12 protein-coding genes are annotated in these 15,861 nt (G+C 72.8%); 7 read left to right on the top strand and 5 right to left on the bottom strand.

From position 1 onward, the window contains the following. Positions 1-104: 104 nt before the first annotated feature. Positions 105-2,336 (bottom strand): catalase/peroxidase HPI, encoded by a 2,232-nt coding sequence (gene katG / locus BMW99_RS20420; RefSeq protein WP_069466757.1) that lies wholly within the window; start codon positions 2,334-2,336, stop codon positions 105-107. Positions 2,337-2,486: 150 nt separating this feature from the next. Here katG and BMW99_RS20415 point away from each other — a divergent pair, with 150 nt between their 5' ends. After that, the gene (locus tag BMW99_RS20415; protein ID WP_069466761.1) at positions 2,487-2,897 is read left to right on the top strand and encodes a Fur family transcriptional regulator; all 411 of its coding nucleotides are present in this window, start codon (positions 2,487-2,489) and stop codon (positions 2,895-2,897) included. 89 nt (positions 2,898-2,986) lie between these two features. Here the strand turns inward: BMW99_RS20415 and BMW99_RS20410 are convergent, their stop codons facing one another. From BMW99_RS20410 to BMW99_RS20395, 4 genes are all read right to left on the bottom strand, one after another. Then, the gene (locus tag BMW99_RS20410; protein ID WP_075017290.1) at positions 2,987-4,879 is read right to left on the bottom strand and encodes an arabinofuranosidase catalytic domain-containing protein; all 1,893 of its coding nucleotides are present in this window, start codon (positions 4,877-4,879) and stop codon (positions 2,987-2,989) included. Between the two features lie 179 nt (positions 4,880-5,058). Beyond that, the gene (locus BMW99_RS20405; RefSeq protein WP_075017289.1) at positions 5,059-5,931 is read right to left on the bottom strand and encodes a PhzF family phenazine biosynthesis protein; all 873 of its coding nucleotides are present in this window, start codon (positions 5,929-5,931) and stop codon (positions 5,059-5,061) included. 1,010 nt (positions 5,932-6,941) lie between these two features. Further along, the gene (locus tag BMW99_RS20400) at positions 6,942-8,027 is read right to left on the bottom strand and encodes a dipeptidase (RefSeq protein ID WP_069466522.1); all 1,086 of its coding nucleotides are present in this window, start codon (positions 8,025-8,027) and stop codon (positions 6,942-6,944) included. Further along, complete coding sequence (locus BMW99_RS20395; protein WP_075017288.1) at positions 8,024-9,331, bottom strand: amidohydrolase family protein; 1,308 nt, start codon at positions 9,329-9,331, stop codon at positions 8,024-8,026. Before BMW99_RS20395 ends, BMW99_RS20400 begins: the two co-directional genes overlap by 4 nt. A gap of 153 nt (positions 9,332-9,484) precedes the next feature. On the opposite strand from BMW99_RS20395, the gene BMW99_RS20390 reads away from it, so the two are divergent. The 6 genes from BMW99_RS20390 (at position 9,485) to BMW99_RS20365 (ending at position 15,854) form a co-directional block, all read left to right on the top strand. Further along, positions 9,485-10,243 (top strand): IclR family transcriptional regulator, encoded by a 759-nt coding sequence (locus BMW99_RS20390; RefSeq protein WP_245791556.1) that lies wholly within the window; start codon positions 9,485-9,487, stop codon positions 10,241-10,243. Further along, positions 10,236-11,294 carry an ornithine cyclodeaminase family protein gene (locus BMW99_RS20385; protein WP_079176127.1) on the top strand — a complete coding sequence of 353 codons (1,059 nt, stop codon included), beginning with the start codon at positions 10,236-10,238 and terminating at the stop codon, positions 11,292-11,294. The genes BMW99_RS20390 and BMW99_RS20385 overlap by 8 nt, the downstream gene beginning before the upstream one ends. 114 nt (positions 11,295-11,408) lie before the next feature. Next, a complete protein-coding gene (locus BMW99_RS20380) occupies positions 11,409-12,692 on the top strand; it encodes a glycoside hydrolase 5 family protein (RefSeq protein ID WP_075017287.1) in 1,284 nt (427 codons plus the stop codon). A 761-nt stretch (positions 12,693-13,453) separates the two neighbouring features. After that, positions 13,454-14,638, top strand: a complete 1,185-nt coding sequence (locus tag BMW99_RS20375; RefSeq protein WP_069464720.1) for an ATP-binding protein — start codon at positions 13,454-13,456, stop codon at positions 14,636-14,638. Beyond that, positions 14,635-15,477 (top strand): roadblock/LC7 domain-containing protein, encoded by an 843-nt coding sequence (locus BMW99_RS20370; protein WP_079176126.1) that lies wholly within the window; start codon positions 14,635-14,637, stop codon positions 15,475-15,477. The genes BMW99_RS20375 and BMW99_RS20370 overlap by 4 nt, the downstream gene beginning before the upstream one ends. Next, positions 15,477-15,854, top strand: a complete 378-nt coding sequence (locus tag BMW99_RS20365) for a DUF742 domain-containing protein (protein ID WP_069464721.1) — start codon at positions 15,477-15,479, stop codon at positions 15,852-15,854. Before BMW99_RS20370 ends, BMW99_RS20365 begins: the two co-directional genes overlap by 1 nt. Positions 15,855-15,861: the final 7 nt, after the last annotated feature.

Here is a 15,861-nt window from a genome sequence, read left to right as displayed (position 1 = left end):
CGGGCCGCGCAGGCGTCAACGACGGCGTCCCGGCCGGCCCTTCGCGGGGCCGGCCGGGACGCCGGGGTCGTGCGGGTCGGCCGCCTCGGCGGCGGCCGGCCGGATCAGACGAGGTCGAACCGGTCCAGGTTCATCGTCTTGTCCCACGCGGAGACGAAGTCGCGGACGAACTTCTCCTTCGCGTCGTCGCTCGCGTAGACCTCGGCGACCGCGCGCAGCTCGGAGTTCGAGCCGAACACCAGGTCGGCGCGGGTGCCGGTCCACTTGACGGCGCCCGTCGCGGTGTCGCGGCCCTCGAACGTCGACTGGTCGTCCGAGGTGGACGTCCACGCCGTGCCCATGTCGAGCAGGTTGGCGAAGTAGTCGTTGGTCAGCACGCCCGGGCGCTCGGTGAGCACGCCGTGCGTGGACCCGGCGTGGTTGGCGCCCAGCACCCGCAGGCCGCCGACGAGGACGGTCATCTCGGGGGCGCTCAGCGTCAGCAGGTTCGCGCGGTCCACGAGCAGGTACTCGGCCGGCAGCCGGGTGCCCTTGCCGGTGTAGTTGCGGAACCCGTCGGCCTGCGGCTCCAGCGCGGCGAACGACTCGATGTCGGTCTGGTCGGCGGTGGCGTCGGTGCGGCCCGGGGTGAACGGGACCTGGACCTCGACGCCGCCGTCCTTGGCGGCCTTCTCGACGCCGGCCGCGCCGGCCAGCACGATCAGGTCGGCGAGCGAGATCCGCTTGCCCCCGGACTGCGCGGAGTTGAAGGACTCCTGGACGCCCTCGAGGGTGCTCAGCACCGTGCCGAGCTCGTCCGGGTTGTTGACCTCCCAGCCGCGCTGCGGCTGCAGGCGGATGCGGGCGCCGTTGGCGCCGCCGCGCTTGTCGCTGCCGCGGAAGGAGGAGGCCGACGCCCAGGCGGTGGAGACCAGCTGGGAGACGGTGAGGCCGGAGGCCAGCACCTGCTCCTTGAGGGAGGCGACGTCCGCGTCGTCGACCAGCGGGTGGTCGACGGCCGGCAGCGGGTCCTGCCAGATGAGCGTCTCGGAGGGCACCTCGGAGCCGAGGTAGCGGACGATCGGGCCCATGTCGCGGTGGGTCAGCTTGAACCAGGCGCGGGCGAACGCGTCCGCGAACTCCGCGGGGTTCTCCATGAAGCGGCGGGAGATCTGCTCGTACGCCGGGTCGATGCGCAGGGACAGGTCGGTGGTGAGCATCGTCGGCTGGTGCGTCTTCGACGCGTCGTGCGCGTCGGGCACGGTGCCGGCGCCGGCGCCGTCCTTCGGCCGCCACTGGTTGGCGCCGGCCGGGCTCTGGAACAGCTCCCACTCGTAGCCGAAGAGGATCTTGAAGAAGCTGTCGTCCCAGGTGATGGGGGTGTCGGTCCAGATGCCCTCGAGGCCGCTGGTGATCGCGTCGCCGCCCTTGCCGGTGCCGTGGGTGCTCTTCCAGCCCAGGCCCTGCTCGGCCAGCGGGGCGCCCTCGGGCTCCACGCCGACGCTCTCGGCGGGGCCGGCGCCGTGGGTCTTGCCGAAGGTGTGGCCGCCGGCGATCAGCGCGACGGTCTCCTCGTCGTTCATCGCCATGCGGCGGAACGTCTCGCGGATGTCGCGGGCCGCGGCGATCGGGTCCGGGTTGCCGTTGGGGCCCTCGGGGTTGACGTAGATGAGGCCCATCTGGACTGCGCCGAGCGGGTTCTCCAGCTGGCGGTCGCCGCTGTAGCGCGCGTCGCCGAGCCAGGTGGTCTCCGGGCCCCAGTAGACGTCGTCCTCGGGCTCCCACACGTCGGCGCGGCCGCCGGCGAAGCCGAAGGTCTCGAAGCCCATGGACTCCAGGGCCACGTTGCCGGCGAGGATCATCAGGTCGGCCCAGGACAGGGACTGGCCGTACTTCTTCTTGACCGGCCACAGCAGGCGGCGGGCCTTGTCCAGGTTGCCGTTGTCCGGCCAGCTGTTGAGCGGCGCGAAGCGCTGCTGCCCGGCGCCGGCGCCGCCGCGGCCGTCGCTGATGCGGTAGGTGCCGGCGCTGTGCCAGGCCATGCGGATGATCAGCGGGCCGTAGTGCCCGAAGTCGGCCGGCCACCAGTCCTGCGAGGTGGTGAGCACCTCGGCGATGTCCCGCTTGACCGCCGGCAGGTCCAGGGTCTGGAACGCGGCGGCGTAGTCGAAGTCCTCACCCAGCGGGTTGGACACGGCGGGGTTCTTCGCGAGGATCTTCAGGTTCAGCCGCTCCGGCCACCAGCCACGGTTCCCACCCCCCTGCGTGGGGTGCGGGGCGCGCCCGTGGGCGACCGGGCACTGGCTGCCCTCGTCGGTCGTCACGGGTGCGACGTTTGCGTCGTTGCTGTCGGACATGGGAAATCCTTCCGGGCCTTGGCTACCACCGGAACCGATCCTACGATGGACGGAGTCCAAGTCAAGAAGGACGCCAAACGCATAACCCGTCGGGTTCCGGACCCGGACTGTCAGGGTGCCGGTGTCCATGATCCGAATCAGGTGAACGAGATGAGCGACCTGCTGGAACGACTGCGCGGGCGCGGCTGGCGGATGACGTCCCAGCGGCGCGTCGTTGCGGAGGTCCTCGACGGCGACCACGTCCACCTGACCGCGGACGAGGTGCACGCCCGGGCGGCGCGGCGCCTGCCGGAGATCTCGCGGGCGACGGTCTACAACACGCTGGGCGAGCTGGTCCAGCTCGGCGAGGTCATGGAGGTCGCGACGGACGGGCGCGCCAAGCGCTACGACCCGAACGCGCACCGGCCGCACCAGCACCTGGTGTGCTCCGGCTGCGGCAGCATCCGCGACGTCCGCCCCGCCGGGGACCCGCTGGCCGACCTGCCCGCGGAGGAACGGTTCGGCTTCCGCGTCAGCGCGGTCCAGGTCACCTACCGGGGGCTGTGCCCCGACTGCGCCTGAACGCCCCCGCACGAAGGTGGCGCGGACGCACCGAGGTGCGCCCGCGCCACCGGGTCGGGTCGGGTCAGGTCAGGTCAGGTCAGGTCAGGTCAGGTCAGCGCGAACTTCTGGGCGGCGCTGCCGTTGCAGTCCCAGATCTGCAGCCGGGTGCCGTTGGCGGTCGCCCCGCTGGGCGAGTCCAGGCAGCGGCCGGACTGCGGGTTGACGAGCGAGCCGTCCGACTGCTGGTTCCAGACCTGGCCGCCGGCGCCGTCGCAGTCCCACAGCTGGACCTGCGTGCCGTTGGCGGTGCCGTTGCCGTTGATGTCCAGGCAGCGGCCGAGCGTCGCCAGGGTGCCGTTGCCGTTGTGGAACCAGTGCTGGTCCACCCCGTAGGACTGGCAGTCCCACAGCTGCACGGCCTTGCCGTTGCCGCCCACGTCGTCACCGTCGACGTCCAGGCACTTCCCGCCGGGACCGGCGACCGGGGCACCGCCGTTGACGCTGAACTTCTGCGCCGCGGCGCCGTTGCAGTCCCAGATCTGGAGCCGGGTGCCGTTGCCGGTGGCGCCGTTCGGGGAGTCCAGGCAGCGGCCCGACTGCGGGTTGAACAGCGAGCCGTCGGAGCGCTGCACCCACTTCTGGCCGCCGACGCCGTTGCAGTCCCACAGTTCGACCTGGGTGCCGGCCGCCGTGCCGTTGCCGTTGATGTCCAGGCAGCGGCCGATCGTGCTCAGCGAGCCGTTGGCGTTGTGCTGCCAGTGCTGGTCCTCGGCGTAGGACTGGCAGTTCCACAGCTGGACCGCGGTGCCGTTGGTGCCGGTGTCGTCGGCGGCGACGTCCACACACTGCCCGCCGGGGCCGGTGATCGTCCCCTGCGGGCCGTTGGGCACGTTCGTCTCGCCGGAGTAGCCCACGGACACGACGTTGGACTGGACGGCGTTGTCGGCGGCGTCCGTCGGGTAGCCGGCGACCATCACGCCCTCGAAGAAGGTGCCCATGTTCCGGTTGCTGTTGTCGCCGCCGGTGCCCAGGATGATGCCGCCCTCCTGCTGCATCGGCCGGTACCCGCCGCGGGTGGGCAGCCCGCCGCTCCACCACGTGGACAGCCCGCCCGACTGGGAGTTGCCGCCCTTGATGGCGTACGTCGTCTGGCCGTCGTTCTTCAGCATCGCCGTGACGTACGTGCTGCTGTTGCCCTGGTTGGCCGTGTTGGAGCCGTTGTCGCCCTGGAACATGCCGTTCTCCATGTCCGCCTCGACCCAGGGGCCCGAGCCGGTGCACGGCGCGAAGTAGCAGGTCGTGGCGATGGACACGGCGTCCATGTGGCCGTTGCCGGTGTCGGACGGGGTGCGCTCGGCGTTGCCGTAGTCGAAGCAGCAGTCCGACCCGACGTGGGTGCCGCTGGCGACCATGTAGGCGCCCTCGGGCTGGCCGTTGACCGCGACGCCGGAGGCCACACCGGTGTAGCGGTAGCCGACGCCGGGCGAGATCCAGATGCCGTAGACCTTGTGGCCGCCGGCGCTGACCGCGATCTCACCGGCGTCCGCGCCGCGGTCCACACCGCCGGCGGTGCCGGCCGGGCCCGGCAGCAGGTCGTTGTGGCGCGAGGTCTGGTCGTAGACCTTGGAGATGCGGCAGGTGGTGTTCTGGCAGAACACGTCCTGCTGCTGCGCGTTGGCGTAACCGCCCGCGGACAGCAGGCCGATGTCGGTCGCCGCGCCGTCCGAGGCGCGCGTCACCTGGTACAGCGGCCCGTTGTACGAGGAGAAGAGGGCGCGCGTGGTGCTGTGCGCCGCGACGCACGGGGTGCCGGCGGCGCCGTAGATGTCGCACGGCAGCGAGCCCGCCGCCTGCGAGAGGGTGGCCGGAAGGCTGATCAGCGCCCCCAGGACGAGGGCGAGCGAGGCCACGGCCGACAGCAGGACGCTCCTGATCCGGAGAACTCGTCCCAGTGCGCCGCCCCCTTGGGCGGACGCAGCGGCTCGTCTCTTTCTGCGCATGGTGTGCTCCTGGCTGGTGGGGGGTGGGAGCTTCAAGTCATCTATGCGGCAGCTGAGTTCACGCTGGTGGGCGACCGGGTCGGAAGTTACGCGCACCCCCGGCGCGCGTCAATATTTGTTGCTTAATTTGCTGAGAGCGCTCCCCTGGCTGTCTGATTCCGTGGGATTGCGTGCGAAGGTCACGAGGCGGAGGTGGCCCGGGTGAGCACCGCGGTGCCGCCGACGAGGACCCCGGAGGCCGGCGCGCCCGGGCCGGTGGCGGTCGCGGTGACGGTCGCCGGGCTGCCCAGCGAGTCGCCCATGTCGACGGCGATCCTGACGGTCCCGGACGGGTCCTCGACGGCGAGGCGCGCGGCCAGGCAGGCGGTGCTGTTGGCGTTGGCGACGTCCTCGGGAACGCCGATGGAGGGCGCGAACATGCGGGCGGCGAGGCGCCCTTGGGGGTCCGGCGGGGAGTGGACGTAGGCGCCGAGCAGTCCGGACCGGTCGCACGCGGCGCGCAGCCGGTCCAGATCGGGGGCGAGGGCCGCGAGCCGCGCCCGCGAGGCGACGGGGACGAGGAGGCGGGGCCGCCCCGCGGACGCGACGCGCGGCTCGGCCTCCTCGTCCCCGGGCGTCAGGCCCAGCGCGTCCCGCACCGGCTCCCGCTCGTCCGCGGTGGGTTCGCGCAGGACGACCGGACCGGGGTCGAAGGACGCGGCGAACCCCCGGCCGCGGCGCTCGACGAGACCGGTGAACGCGCGGGCCGCGGTGCGCAGTTCGACGCGGAGCGCGGCGGGGGCCGGGGTGCGTGGCGCGCGTGCGGCGAGGAACGCGAGCGCCGCGACCGTTCCGTGGCCGCAGGCCGGCAGTTCGCCTGCGGCGGTGAAGAAGCGCAGGGACGCGGCGAGGCCGGGAGCCCCCTCGTGGACCACCTCGACGAACACGGCGTGCGACGCGCCCCACTCCCCCGCCGCGGCCCGCCGCTCGGCGTCCCCCTGCCCGGCCTCCTCCACCACGACGGTGGGGCTCCCGCCCGATCCGTCGCGCAGACACGCACGCACCAGTGCCATGCGCCGTACGGTACCGGCGCGCTCAGTACTGCCAGTGCGGCCGTCCCGACACCTCGCGGCACGTGATGCCGCGCCCCTGCGCGTCGGTAGTCCGGCCGCCACCGGCCGGTGGGTGGTTCGGCTTCCGGCGTGCCACGCGCTGCGCGCTGCCGTCCGCGGGTCTCGTCGTGGCTTGTCGCGCCAACGGGGTGCCCCCGGGGCTTGCCCGTTGTCCACCGGCCGGTGGGTGGCTCGGCTTCCGGGGTGCCACGCGCTGCGCGCTGCCGTCTGCGGGTCTCGTCGTGGTTGTTCGCGCAGTTCCCCGCGCCCCTGATATGCGTGCCCTTTGTCCGTGGGGTCGGGGGCGCTCCGGAAGCGTCTCCTCGGAAATGTGCATACGGGTTCGTCCGTGTTGTTGCCCGGGGGCCACGCACATTTCTCTGCGGGGAGCACTTCCTCCCCACCCCCTCCCGCTTACCCACCGTGCGGCGGGGGACATGGGACACGGCCAAGCTCGGCCCTCCCGCAGACGGGGACGGGCCGGAAGGGGACGATCCGGGTGTGTCCCCGCAGAGCTTTGCAAGGCCCCGGGTAAGTCCCGGGAAGAGTCGCCATGCAAAGGTCGAGGAGACACTCCCGGAGTGGCCCCTGACCCCACCCACGAACCTGCACCGCCAGGGGCGCGAGGAACTGCGCGACAAGCCGAGACGAGACCGTCAGACGGGCACGGCGCCTAGGGGGCACCCCGGAAGCCGCAGGGGGCGCGGGGAACTGCGCGACCAGCCGAGATGGCGCAGCAGACGGCGACGGCGCCCCGGGGGCAGCCCGGATGCCGAAGGGGCGCGGGGAACTGCGCGAGGAACCACGGCGAACCGTCAGACGGCAACGGCGGCCCGGGGGCTGGACAAGCCCCGCAGGGGGCGCGGGGAACTGCGCGAGGAACCACGACGAGACCGGCGGACGGCGACGCACCGCACGGGGCAGGACGAGCGCCGAACAGGGCAAGCCCCGGGGGCACCCCGTCGGCCGGATCAGCCCGGGGCGGAGCCCGTCGGCCAGACGCGGGCCGCGTAGGAGAGGAAGTTGCCGCCCATGATCTTCGCGATGCGGGTGGAGGACCAGCCGCGGGCGGCGAGGAGGGTGATGACGCGGCGGAACTGGTCGACGCCGCGGAGGTCGACCACGAAGGGGACGACGCCCGGTCGCTCACCAGCCGCACCGACGCCGGCCCGCCGCCGCTCCGCGACCTGCTCGTCGATGGCCGCGCGGTACGCGTCGAGATCGTCGATCGCGGTGACCGGCCCGTCCGTGCCGATGCCGACGTGGTCCTCGCCGCACACGTTCACCGCGTGCACGAGGTGGTCGACCACGTCGTCCGCGGTGGGGTGCCCGTCGGTGGTGAGGAACGGCATGAAGTAGATGCCGACGAAGCCGCCGCGGGACGCGACCAGCCGCAGTTCCTCGTCGGTCTTGTTGCGCGGCAGGTCCGCGAGGGCCCGGCAGCCGGTGTGGTTGATCGAGACCGGCTGCCGGGAGAGGGCCGCGGCCTCCAGGCAGGTGCGCTCGCCGCTGTGGGAGAGGTCCACCATGAGGCGCTGGTCGTTCAGCTCCTCGACGAGCTGGCGCCCGAACGGCGTGAGGCCGCGGTTGCCGGGGGCCATCGACCCGTCGCCGATGTGGTTGGCCTGGTTGTAGGTCAACTGCACGACGCGGACGCCGAGTTCCGCGAAGGTGCGGACGCGGCTGAGGTCCTCGCCGACGGCGACGGCGTTCTGGAAGCCGTAGATGACGCCGATCCGGCCCTCGCGCCGGGCCCGGTGGATGTCGGCGGCGGTGCGGACGTGCAGCAGGCGGTCCGCGTGGTCGTGGAGGATGCCGTTCCAGACGCTGATCTCGTCCAGGGTGTGGCGGAACGGCGGCTGGTCGCCCATGACGTAGCCGAGGGTGATGGTGACCGCGGTCAGCCCGGAGGCGCGGGCCTCGTCGAGGGCGCGGGCGTCGACCACCAACTCGTCGCCGGCCTGCTGCAGTCGCGAGGCGGCGTCGAGCGCCGCGTTCGGGTTGTGCAGCTCTCCGAGGGCGTTGACGATCAGCGGGGTGTCGGGGGCGGCGGTCACTGCTCCTCCAGGCGGGGGTGTCGCCGGCCGCGCTTGACGACGAGCACGACGCTGTCGAGACGGGCGATGTCGGCGACCGGGTTCCCGGCCAGCACGACGAGATTGGCGAGCTTCCCCTCCTCCACCGAACCCATGTCGGCGGCCGCGCCCATGCTCCGTGCTCCCACCAACGTGGCGCTGTGGATGGCCTGTTCGACGCTGAAGCCGCACCGCCTGACGAGGAAGGTGATCTCCTGGTGGAGCGGTGGCCAGGGCTGTGCGGGATCGGGGTCGCAGTCGGTGCCGGCGCTCACCTGGACGCCGGCCCGGCGGGCCTGCGCGGTCAGCGCGGCGGACAGGGCGCTGGAGTCCAGGGCCCTGCGGCGCGCCTCGGCGTCGCCGCTCGCGGCGGCCTCGCCGGCGAGGCGGTCCGCCATGCTCGCGGTCGCGTCGAGGATGGTGCCGCGGCGCCGCATCACGGCCAGCAGCCGCTCGATCCGCGGGTGGTCGCCGCCGAGAAGGCTCGCGTGGTCGACCGGCGGCTTGTCCCGGTAGCTGGTGAGCGGGCGGCCGGCGGCCTCGTGGGCGAGCAGCGTGACGTGCGACACGCTGTCGGCGCCGGCGGCCACGACCTCGCCCGGTGTGGCGGGGAAGACGGTGGCGTGCGCCCAGACCAGGGCGCCCTGGCGGTGCGCCTCGGCGGCGACGGCGGCGACGCGCTCGCCGGGCAGGTCGGCGTAGACCTTGATCGCGGTGGCGGAGGTGCCGAGCGCACGGGCGACGGCCAGCGGCAGGTCGGTGTCCTCGGTGACGGCCTGCATCCAGGCGGCGCGGCCGGGGGTGGCGCCCTGGCAGACCTGATGGGTGCGGGGGTCGTCGAAGAAGGTGGGGCCGGCCATGAGCGCGGCGTACCGGATGTCGGGTGCGGGGATCTCGCCGACGAGGGCGGCGCGCGCCAGGTCGCCGATCTCCCGCAGGTCGTCGGCCATGTCACGGACCGCGGTGACGCCGCCGAGCAGGTCGCGGCGCAGGGTCGCCTCGGCGACGGGGCGGTTGGGCGGGGTGGCCAGGTGCTGGTGGGAGTCGATCAGCCCGGGCAGCAGCACGTGCCCGGTGAGGTCGACGATCTCGGCGCCGGGGTGGTCGGCGGGGTCGGTCTCGGCGTCGGGTGCGACGCGCACGATCCGCTCGCCGTCGGCCACGACCGTGGTGGACGGGCGCGGCGCGCCGCCGGTGCCGTCGATGAGGGTGGCGCCGCGGTAGACGACGAGGGCGCCGGGGGGCGCCGGCGCGAAGGGCGCCGGGGCGGGGACGGGTTCGGTCACCGGGCCTGCCTCTTCCTGCACGATTGCCCTGCCTGATGGTCCTGCATGAGGGCTCTGCTGATTTCACGGTGTGAAACACTGCGCTCGTCAGATGCAACGACCGCGGTTGGGCCGTACCGTACCCCAGAGCCGCCGAGTGAGGGAGGGCCGCCCGTGCCCGTGTCCGCCACGTCCGCCGTGGACAAGGCCCTGGACCTGATCGAGACGGTCGCCCGGTCGGACCGGCCGCTGCGGCTGAGCGAGATCGCCGACGCCCTGGGGATGAACCGGGCGACGGCGTACCGGGTGCTGGGCGATCTGGTCCGGCGCCGCTGGGTGCTGCGGTTCGGCGACCACTACGTGCCGGGGCCGGCGGTACTGCAGCTCTCCCCCGCCGCGGCGGCGCAGTCGCTGGTCCTGGTCGCGCGCCCCGTGCTGGACGGGCTGGCGCAGGCGACCGGCATGATGGCCAACCTCCAGGTGCTGACGGCGGACCGGTCGCGGGTGGTGGACGTGGTGCGGCCGCCGCGGCTGGAGATGATCAGCGACCTGCGCGACGAGCTGCTCCCGGTGCACCGGTTCTCCGGCCCGTTGGCGCTGGTCGCCGCGCTCGACGCGCCGGCCCGCCTGCCGTACCTGCGCCCGGCCCGCGAGGCGGGTCATCCCCTGGACGGTCCCGGCGGGCTGCTCGCGGCGCTGGACGGCACGGCGGCCGGTGGCTTCGCGCTCCAACGCGGCCGCGAGCAACCGCTGGTGGCCTCGCTGAGCCGCGCGCTGACGGCCGCGGGCGCCGGGCCGATCTGCGCGATCACCCTGGTCGGCCCGTCGGCGGAGTTCGCCGACCCTCGACTGCCCGCGCTCCGGGCGGAGTTGACGACGGCCGTCGACAGGCTGGGCGAGGCGCTGGTCACCCCGAGGAGGCAGCATGACTGACCCCGCACGCCCCAACTCGCCCCTTTCGCAGGGCGATTCACCGGGCGATTCACCGGGCGACCGGGACGCCGCGGCCGGGGGCCCGCTGATCCTCGGACCGGCCGCCACACGGGCGGCGCTGGACCCGCTGCGGGTGATGGAGGCGGTGGAGCGGGCCCTGATCGCGATCAGCGAGGACACGGTGAGCGCGCCGCCGCGGATCGCCGCGCACGGGCCGCACGGCCTGCTCGGGGCCATGCCCGCGTACGTGCCGGGGCTGGGGCTCGCGGCCAAACTCGTGACGGTCTTCCCCGATCCTGAGCGGCCCGGCCGCAGCGGCCACCGGGGCGTGGTGGCACTGTTCGACGAGCGGCGCGGGCATCTGACGGCGCTGGTGGACGCGGAGCCGCTGACCGCGGTGCGCACCGCGGCCGCGGCGACCGCGGCGATGCGGGTGCTGGCCCGGCCCGACGCGCGCCGGATCGCGATCGTCGGCACGGGCGCGCAGGCCGCCGCCCAACTCGCCCTGCTGGCCGCGACGGGGCGGGGTCCCCGCGCCGGCGCGTCCGCGGGACGCGGAACGCCGGCGGACGGGCCGGCGGGTGCCGAGGTCGTCGTCGCGGGGCGCGACCCCGGCCGGGCCCGGGCCCTGGCCGCGAGCTGCCCCGGGGCGCTGACCGCGCCGATCGAGGACGCGGTGCGCGGCGCCGACGTGGTGTTCTGCTGCACCGGCGCGCACCGGCCGGTGGTCGAGGCGGCCTGGCTGGCGCCGGGTACGCACGTCAGCTCGGTCGGCGGCTCCGAGGGCCCGGAGCTGGACGCCGGGACGGTGCGCGCGGGCGCCCTGTTCACCGAGTGGCGGGGCGCGGTGACGGCCGCACCGCCGGCGGGTGCGCACGAGTTGCAGGGTCTGCCGCCCGAGCGTGCCGTACTGATCGGCGACGTCCTGTCCGGCCGCCACCCCGGCCGCCGCCACCCGCACGAGATCACCGTGTTCAAGTCCACCGGCCACGCCGCCCTCGACGTCGCCGCGGCCCACGTCGTCCTGACGGCACCCCCGCCGCCCCGGTAGGGCGACCACCCCGGCGGGCCGTCCCCGGCGGCCGTCCCGAGCGGCGGGGCGCCGCCCGCCGCTCCCGCCACCCCCGGCGCTCCGCGCGGAATCGGGGCAGGTCATGCTGGGGGCATGAGCTCGACTGGGGTGCGCTTCGGCGCGAACTACACGCCCAGCCAGGGGTGGTTCCACCACTGGCTGGACTTCGACATCGACGCCGTCCGCGCGGATCTGGACTCGATCGCCGCGCTCGGGCTGGACCATGTGCGGGTGTTCCCGCTGTGGCCGCTGTTCCAGCCGAACCGGACGCTGATCCGGCCGCGGGCCGTGGAACAGCTCGTCGCACTGGCCGACGCCGCGGCCGAACGCGGTCTCGACGTCAACGTCGACGGACTGCAGGGACACCTGTCGAGCTTCGACTTCCTGCCCGCGTGGACCGGCACCTGGCACCGGCGGAACATCTTCACCGACCCCGACGTCGTGGCGGGCCAGGAGGAGTACCTGCGCACGCTGGCCGCGGCCCTCGCCGACCGGCCCAACTTCCTCGGCATGACCATCGGCAACGAGATCAACCAGTTCTCGGGCCCGCCGCACCCGGACCCGGACCGGATCGGCCCGGCGCAGGCCGGCGCGTGGCTGCGGCGGCTGCTGGCCGCGTGCGAGGAGGGCGCCCCGGGGCGGCTGCACCTGCACGCGGAGTACGACGCGGCCTGGTACCAGGACGGCCACGCCTTCACGCCCGAGCACTCGGCGACGATCGGCGCGGTGACGGCCGTGCACAGCTGGGTGTTCAACGGGACGGCGCAGCGGCACGGCCGCACCGGCACGGCGACCGAGCACCACGCGGCGTACATGATCGAGCTGTCCAAGGCGTGGGCGGACGACCCGCACCGCCCGGTGTGGCTGCAGGAGGTCGGCGCGCCCGCGCCGCTCGTCCCCGCGGAGCACGCGGCCGCCTTCACCGAGGCGACCGTCGCGAACGCGCTGGACTGTTCGGACGTGTGGGGCGTGACGTGGTGGTGCTCGCACGACGTCTCCCGCTCCCTCGCGGACTTCCCCGAACTGGAGTACTCGCTGGGCCTGTTGACCAACGACCGGCAGGTGAAGCCGGCCGGCGAGGCGATCCGCCGCATCGTGGCCGACCGGCGTGGCCGCACGTACGCGCCGCCGGTGCGCACCACCGCCCTGGTGGTGGACGTTCCGGCGCGCTGGGACGGCGACGCGGCGCCCGGCGACGCCCCGGAAGTGGCGGACCGTTCGACGTGCGCACCCGGCGGCGCGGTCTTCGAGGCGTTCGCCCGGCTCACCGCGGACGGCGCGCGGCCCACGACGGTCCTGGCCTCACGAGCCGGGGACGCCGCGCACCTCGCGGCCCGCGGGATCACCGAGGTGGTGCGGCCGGAGGAGGTCGCCTGACGCCGAGCGGCACCGTCGAGAGCGGGCAGGCGCGTTCGTCTGCGTCGCGCCTGCCCGCGGGGACGGTGACCAGTGGCCCGACGAGGTCGCGCGCCCACGCCTGGGCCGGGCCTCGCGGCAGCCACGGGGCGCGTTTCACCAGATCGCCGTCGCGGGCGGCGACCAGCGCTGACCTGCGTGGTTGACCTCGCGCGCAGCGGGGATGTTCTGGATTTTCCCCACTACCGCCGTGTCGGGCCGTCTTGGACGGCCCGAAGGGGTAGCTTCCAGCTCCCGGACACACACGGTGCACGCGCGCCGTCACCGCACTCGTTCGGGTGAATTTCCGGATACCAGGCCGCCTTCCGGCCGACGCGTGCCCGCAAAGGGCGCGCGGGAAGGCGGCGGCAGGCCACGGGTTCTGTCCGGAACCGCCCGGATCAGCGCACCGGATTTCCGAAAGCCGCCTCCGCAGTCAGGGCAATGTTGCCCCGGACGCGTACGGAGGAAGGGCTCCCGCGGAGCGATCAGCGACAATTTCGCGAAGACCGTGAAATACCCGCCAAAGGTTATTTTTGGGGCATCTCACGCCGGGTGAAAGCTGACTATGCCAGTGGTAGCATCTTCAAACCTGTGATCATGATCTACTTCGAACTGGCGCCCAGTCGGGAGACGTCGCCGGCCTGGGCCACTGCGGTCAGACACACATCGCGTTTGATCGGCTTACCCGCAAGGATGCACTACCTACGGCTGCAGCAGGCTTTATGCCAGGAAAGAGTTCCATGAGTAGCGCAAACGTGTTTCTGGGCACCTTGGCTGTCGTGTTTCTGGCCGCAGCCGTCGTGATATGGATACAGGGGCGCAACCGGGCCAGAGTGATCGCGGGCCAGGCCCAGCAGTTGCGCAAGGCGCAGGCGGACTACGGGAGCCTCGCCGAGGAGAACGCCCGGCAGGAGCAGGAACGCCAGCGGATGCTGCAGGACCGGGAGTTGGCGATGGCCCAGGCCTCCGCTGACGCCGAGTCACGGACGATGGCGATCATGAAGGCGTGGGCGGCGACGCTGCAGAGTCTCGCCGTCCGGAGCCAGACCGAGCTGGAGGGCATCCAGCAGAAGTACGGCGGGCATCCGGTGCTTCCGGACCTGCTCAACGTCAACCACGCGATCACCCAGACGCTGCGGCGCCTGCAGACCATCTCGGTGGCCTGCGGCGGGTCCCTCGGCCGCAGGCGCCAGGCGGCAAGTGTTTACGACGTGGTCAGAAGCGCGTTGTCCACACTTCGCCAGTACGGCCGCGTCAAGATTATGGACCAGAGTCCTTTCGCGCTGCGGGCGCCAGTGATTCCGGCCGTCTCCCTCGCGATCGCAGAAATTCTCCACAACGCCACCGACTATTCTCCTCCGCATACGGACGTGACCGTTCAATTCATGAACGTGCACAACGGCCTGTGCGTCGTCATCGACGACGCGGGTATCGGAATGAACGAGGAGGAGAAGCGGCGGGCCGCCGCACTGCTCAGTGGTGAATTCGTTCCGACGATTTCCCAACTCGGCAATCCCCCGCGCATTGGCTTCGCAGTCATGGGCATGCTCGCCAGCCAGTTCGGCTTCCAGGTCGATGTCTTGGGCCGGTCGGCGTACGGCGGCGTTCGGGCGGTTGTCCTGCTGCCCAACGAGCTCTTGACGGAGGAGCCCATCGAACCGCAGATGCCGCAGACGACCCAGGGGCCCGGGCAGGACCAGGGGCAGGACCAGGGAGCTGTTCACATCCAGGCCGCCACGGCCCACGGCCTGCCCCGACGGGCCGTCAGGACCCTGGAGACCGGCCTCGACGAGTCGTCCGCACCACCGGCGGCACAGGCACCGAACGATCGTCAGACCCTCGCGCGCCGGCTCAGCGGGCTGCAGCAGGGTACTCGTGAGGGCCGTGTGCTGTCGGTCTCCACCGAGGGAGACGAGACCCATTGATCGGCGACAAGGACAAGTACTCCTGGATGCTCCAGGGCGTCGTGGACGACACGCCGCACGCACGGCACCTGGTGCTGCTGTCGGCCGACGGCGTGGCACAGGGCGCCAGCCACGGCCTGGACGAGCGTCCGCTCAAGGCGATCGCGGCCACGGTCGCGGGACTCCAGTCGCTGAGCCGGGCCACCGGACTGATCGTGGGGCCCCAGACGACGCATGAGTGGAAGCAGACCCTGATCGAGTTCGATCACGGGCTGGTGTTCGTCGTGGCGGCCGGCAAGGGGTCGTACCTCGCGGCCGCGGCCGGGCCGGACGTCGACATGCAGCAGATCAGCTTCAACATGCAGCAGCTCGTCACGCGTCTGGGCAGGGAGCTGACGGCCCCCGCGCGCACCGAGGCATCGCCTCGGCGAAGCGCTGCGTCGGGCCCGGCGAGTGGTCAACCGCCGCGCCCCGCGCGGGTGGTGCCGATCCTGAACGACATGCTCGCCTCCGTCCCCAAGGCGACCCGGGCCATCCTCGTCCAGCCGGACGGCATGCCGGGCGGCGCCTCGGAGGGCATGAGTGCGGACATCGCCGACCTCTTCGCGGCGGCCATGCACGGGCTGCAGGGCCTGAGCAAGTCCACGGGACCCTTCGCGGGCCTGCACGGGAGCCCTCAACTGCGGCAGACCGTGGTCGAGTTCAGCCACGGCTGGCTGGTGAGCATCTCCACACAGGACGGCGGGTCCCTGGCCGCGATGGCGGAGCCGGACGGCGACATCGGAGAGCTCGCGGGCCGGATGCAGGACCTCGTGCTGAGCAGCCTGCGGCCGGCCGCGCAGATGGCGAGGAACGCCTGATGGACCCGGACAGCGAGCTGGAACTGACGAACTCATTAGTACCGGCCTTCGTGCTCACCGGGGGCGCGTCGCTTCCCACCGAGAACGAGCTCAGCCGTGACTCGCTCGTCGCAGTGACCGCGAAGGGCCTGGAGGCGAGGATCATCCTCCCCGAAGCGGCCCTGATCCGGGACCTGCTGAGCTCGGGACGCCACCTGCCGGTCTACGAGGTCGCCGCCCGGATCCAGGTTCCGCTGGGGGTGGGCAGGGCCCTGCTCACCCAGTTGTGCGACGAGGAACTGATCGTCGCACGGCCCCCCATCCCCAAGGCCACCCAGGCGGACAGGGCACTGCTCGCCCGGATTCGTGCCGGTCTCCAAGAACAGCTCGGAGCGTGATCAGACG

This window comes from Actinacidiphila rubida, from assembly GCF_900110255.1.
GTDB lineage: Bacteria > Actinomycetota > Actinomycetes > Streptomycetales > Streptomycetaceae > Actinacidiphila > Actinacidiphila rubida.
This window is presented reverse-complemented; position numbering and strand designations above follow the sequence as displayed.

Excerpts from the sequence above, each read along its gene's own strand:
- katG (WP_069466757.1), bottom strand. The coding sequence starts at position 2,336 with ATGTCCGACAGCAACGACGCAAACGTCGCACCCGTGACGACCGACGAG.
- BMW99_RS20385 (WP_079176127.1), top strand. The coding sequence starts at position 10,236 with ATGACTGACCCCGCACGCCCCAACTCGCCCCTTTCGCAGGGCGATTCA.
- BMW99_RS20365 (WP_069464721.1), top strand. The coding sequence starts at position 15,477 with ATGGACCCGGACAGCGAGCTGGAACTGACGAACTCATTAGTACCGGCC.
- BMW99_RS20415 (WP_069466761.1), top strand. The coding sequence starts at position 2,487 with ATGAGCGACCTGCTGGAACGACTGCGCGGGCGCGGCTGGCGGATGACG.
- BMW99_RS20380 (WP_075017287.1), top strand. The coding sequence starts at position 11,409 with ATGAGCTCGACTGGGGTGCGCTTCGGCGCGAACTACACGCCCAGCCAG.
- BMW99_RS20410 (WP_075017290.1), bottom strand. The coding sequence starts at position 4,879 with ATGCGCAGAAAGAGACGAGCCGCTGCGTCCGCCCAAGGGGGCGGCGCA.
- BMW99_RS20405 (WP_075017289.1), bottom strand. The coding sequence starts at position 5,931 with ATGGCACTGGTGCGTGCGTGTCTGCGCGACGGATCGGGCGGGAGCCCC.
- BMW99_RS20375 (WP_069464720.1), top strand. The coding sequence starts at position 13,454 with ATGAGTAGCGCAAACGTGTTTCTGGGCACCTTGGCTGTCGTGTTTCTG.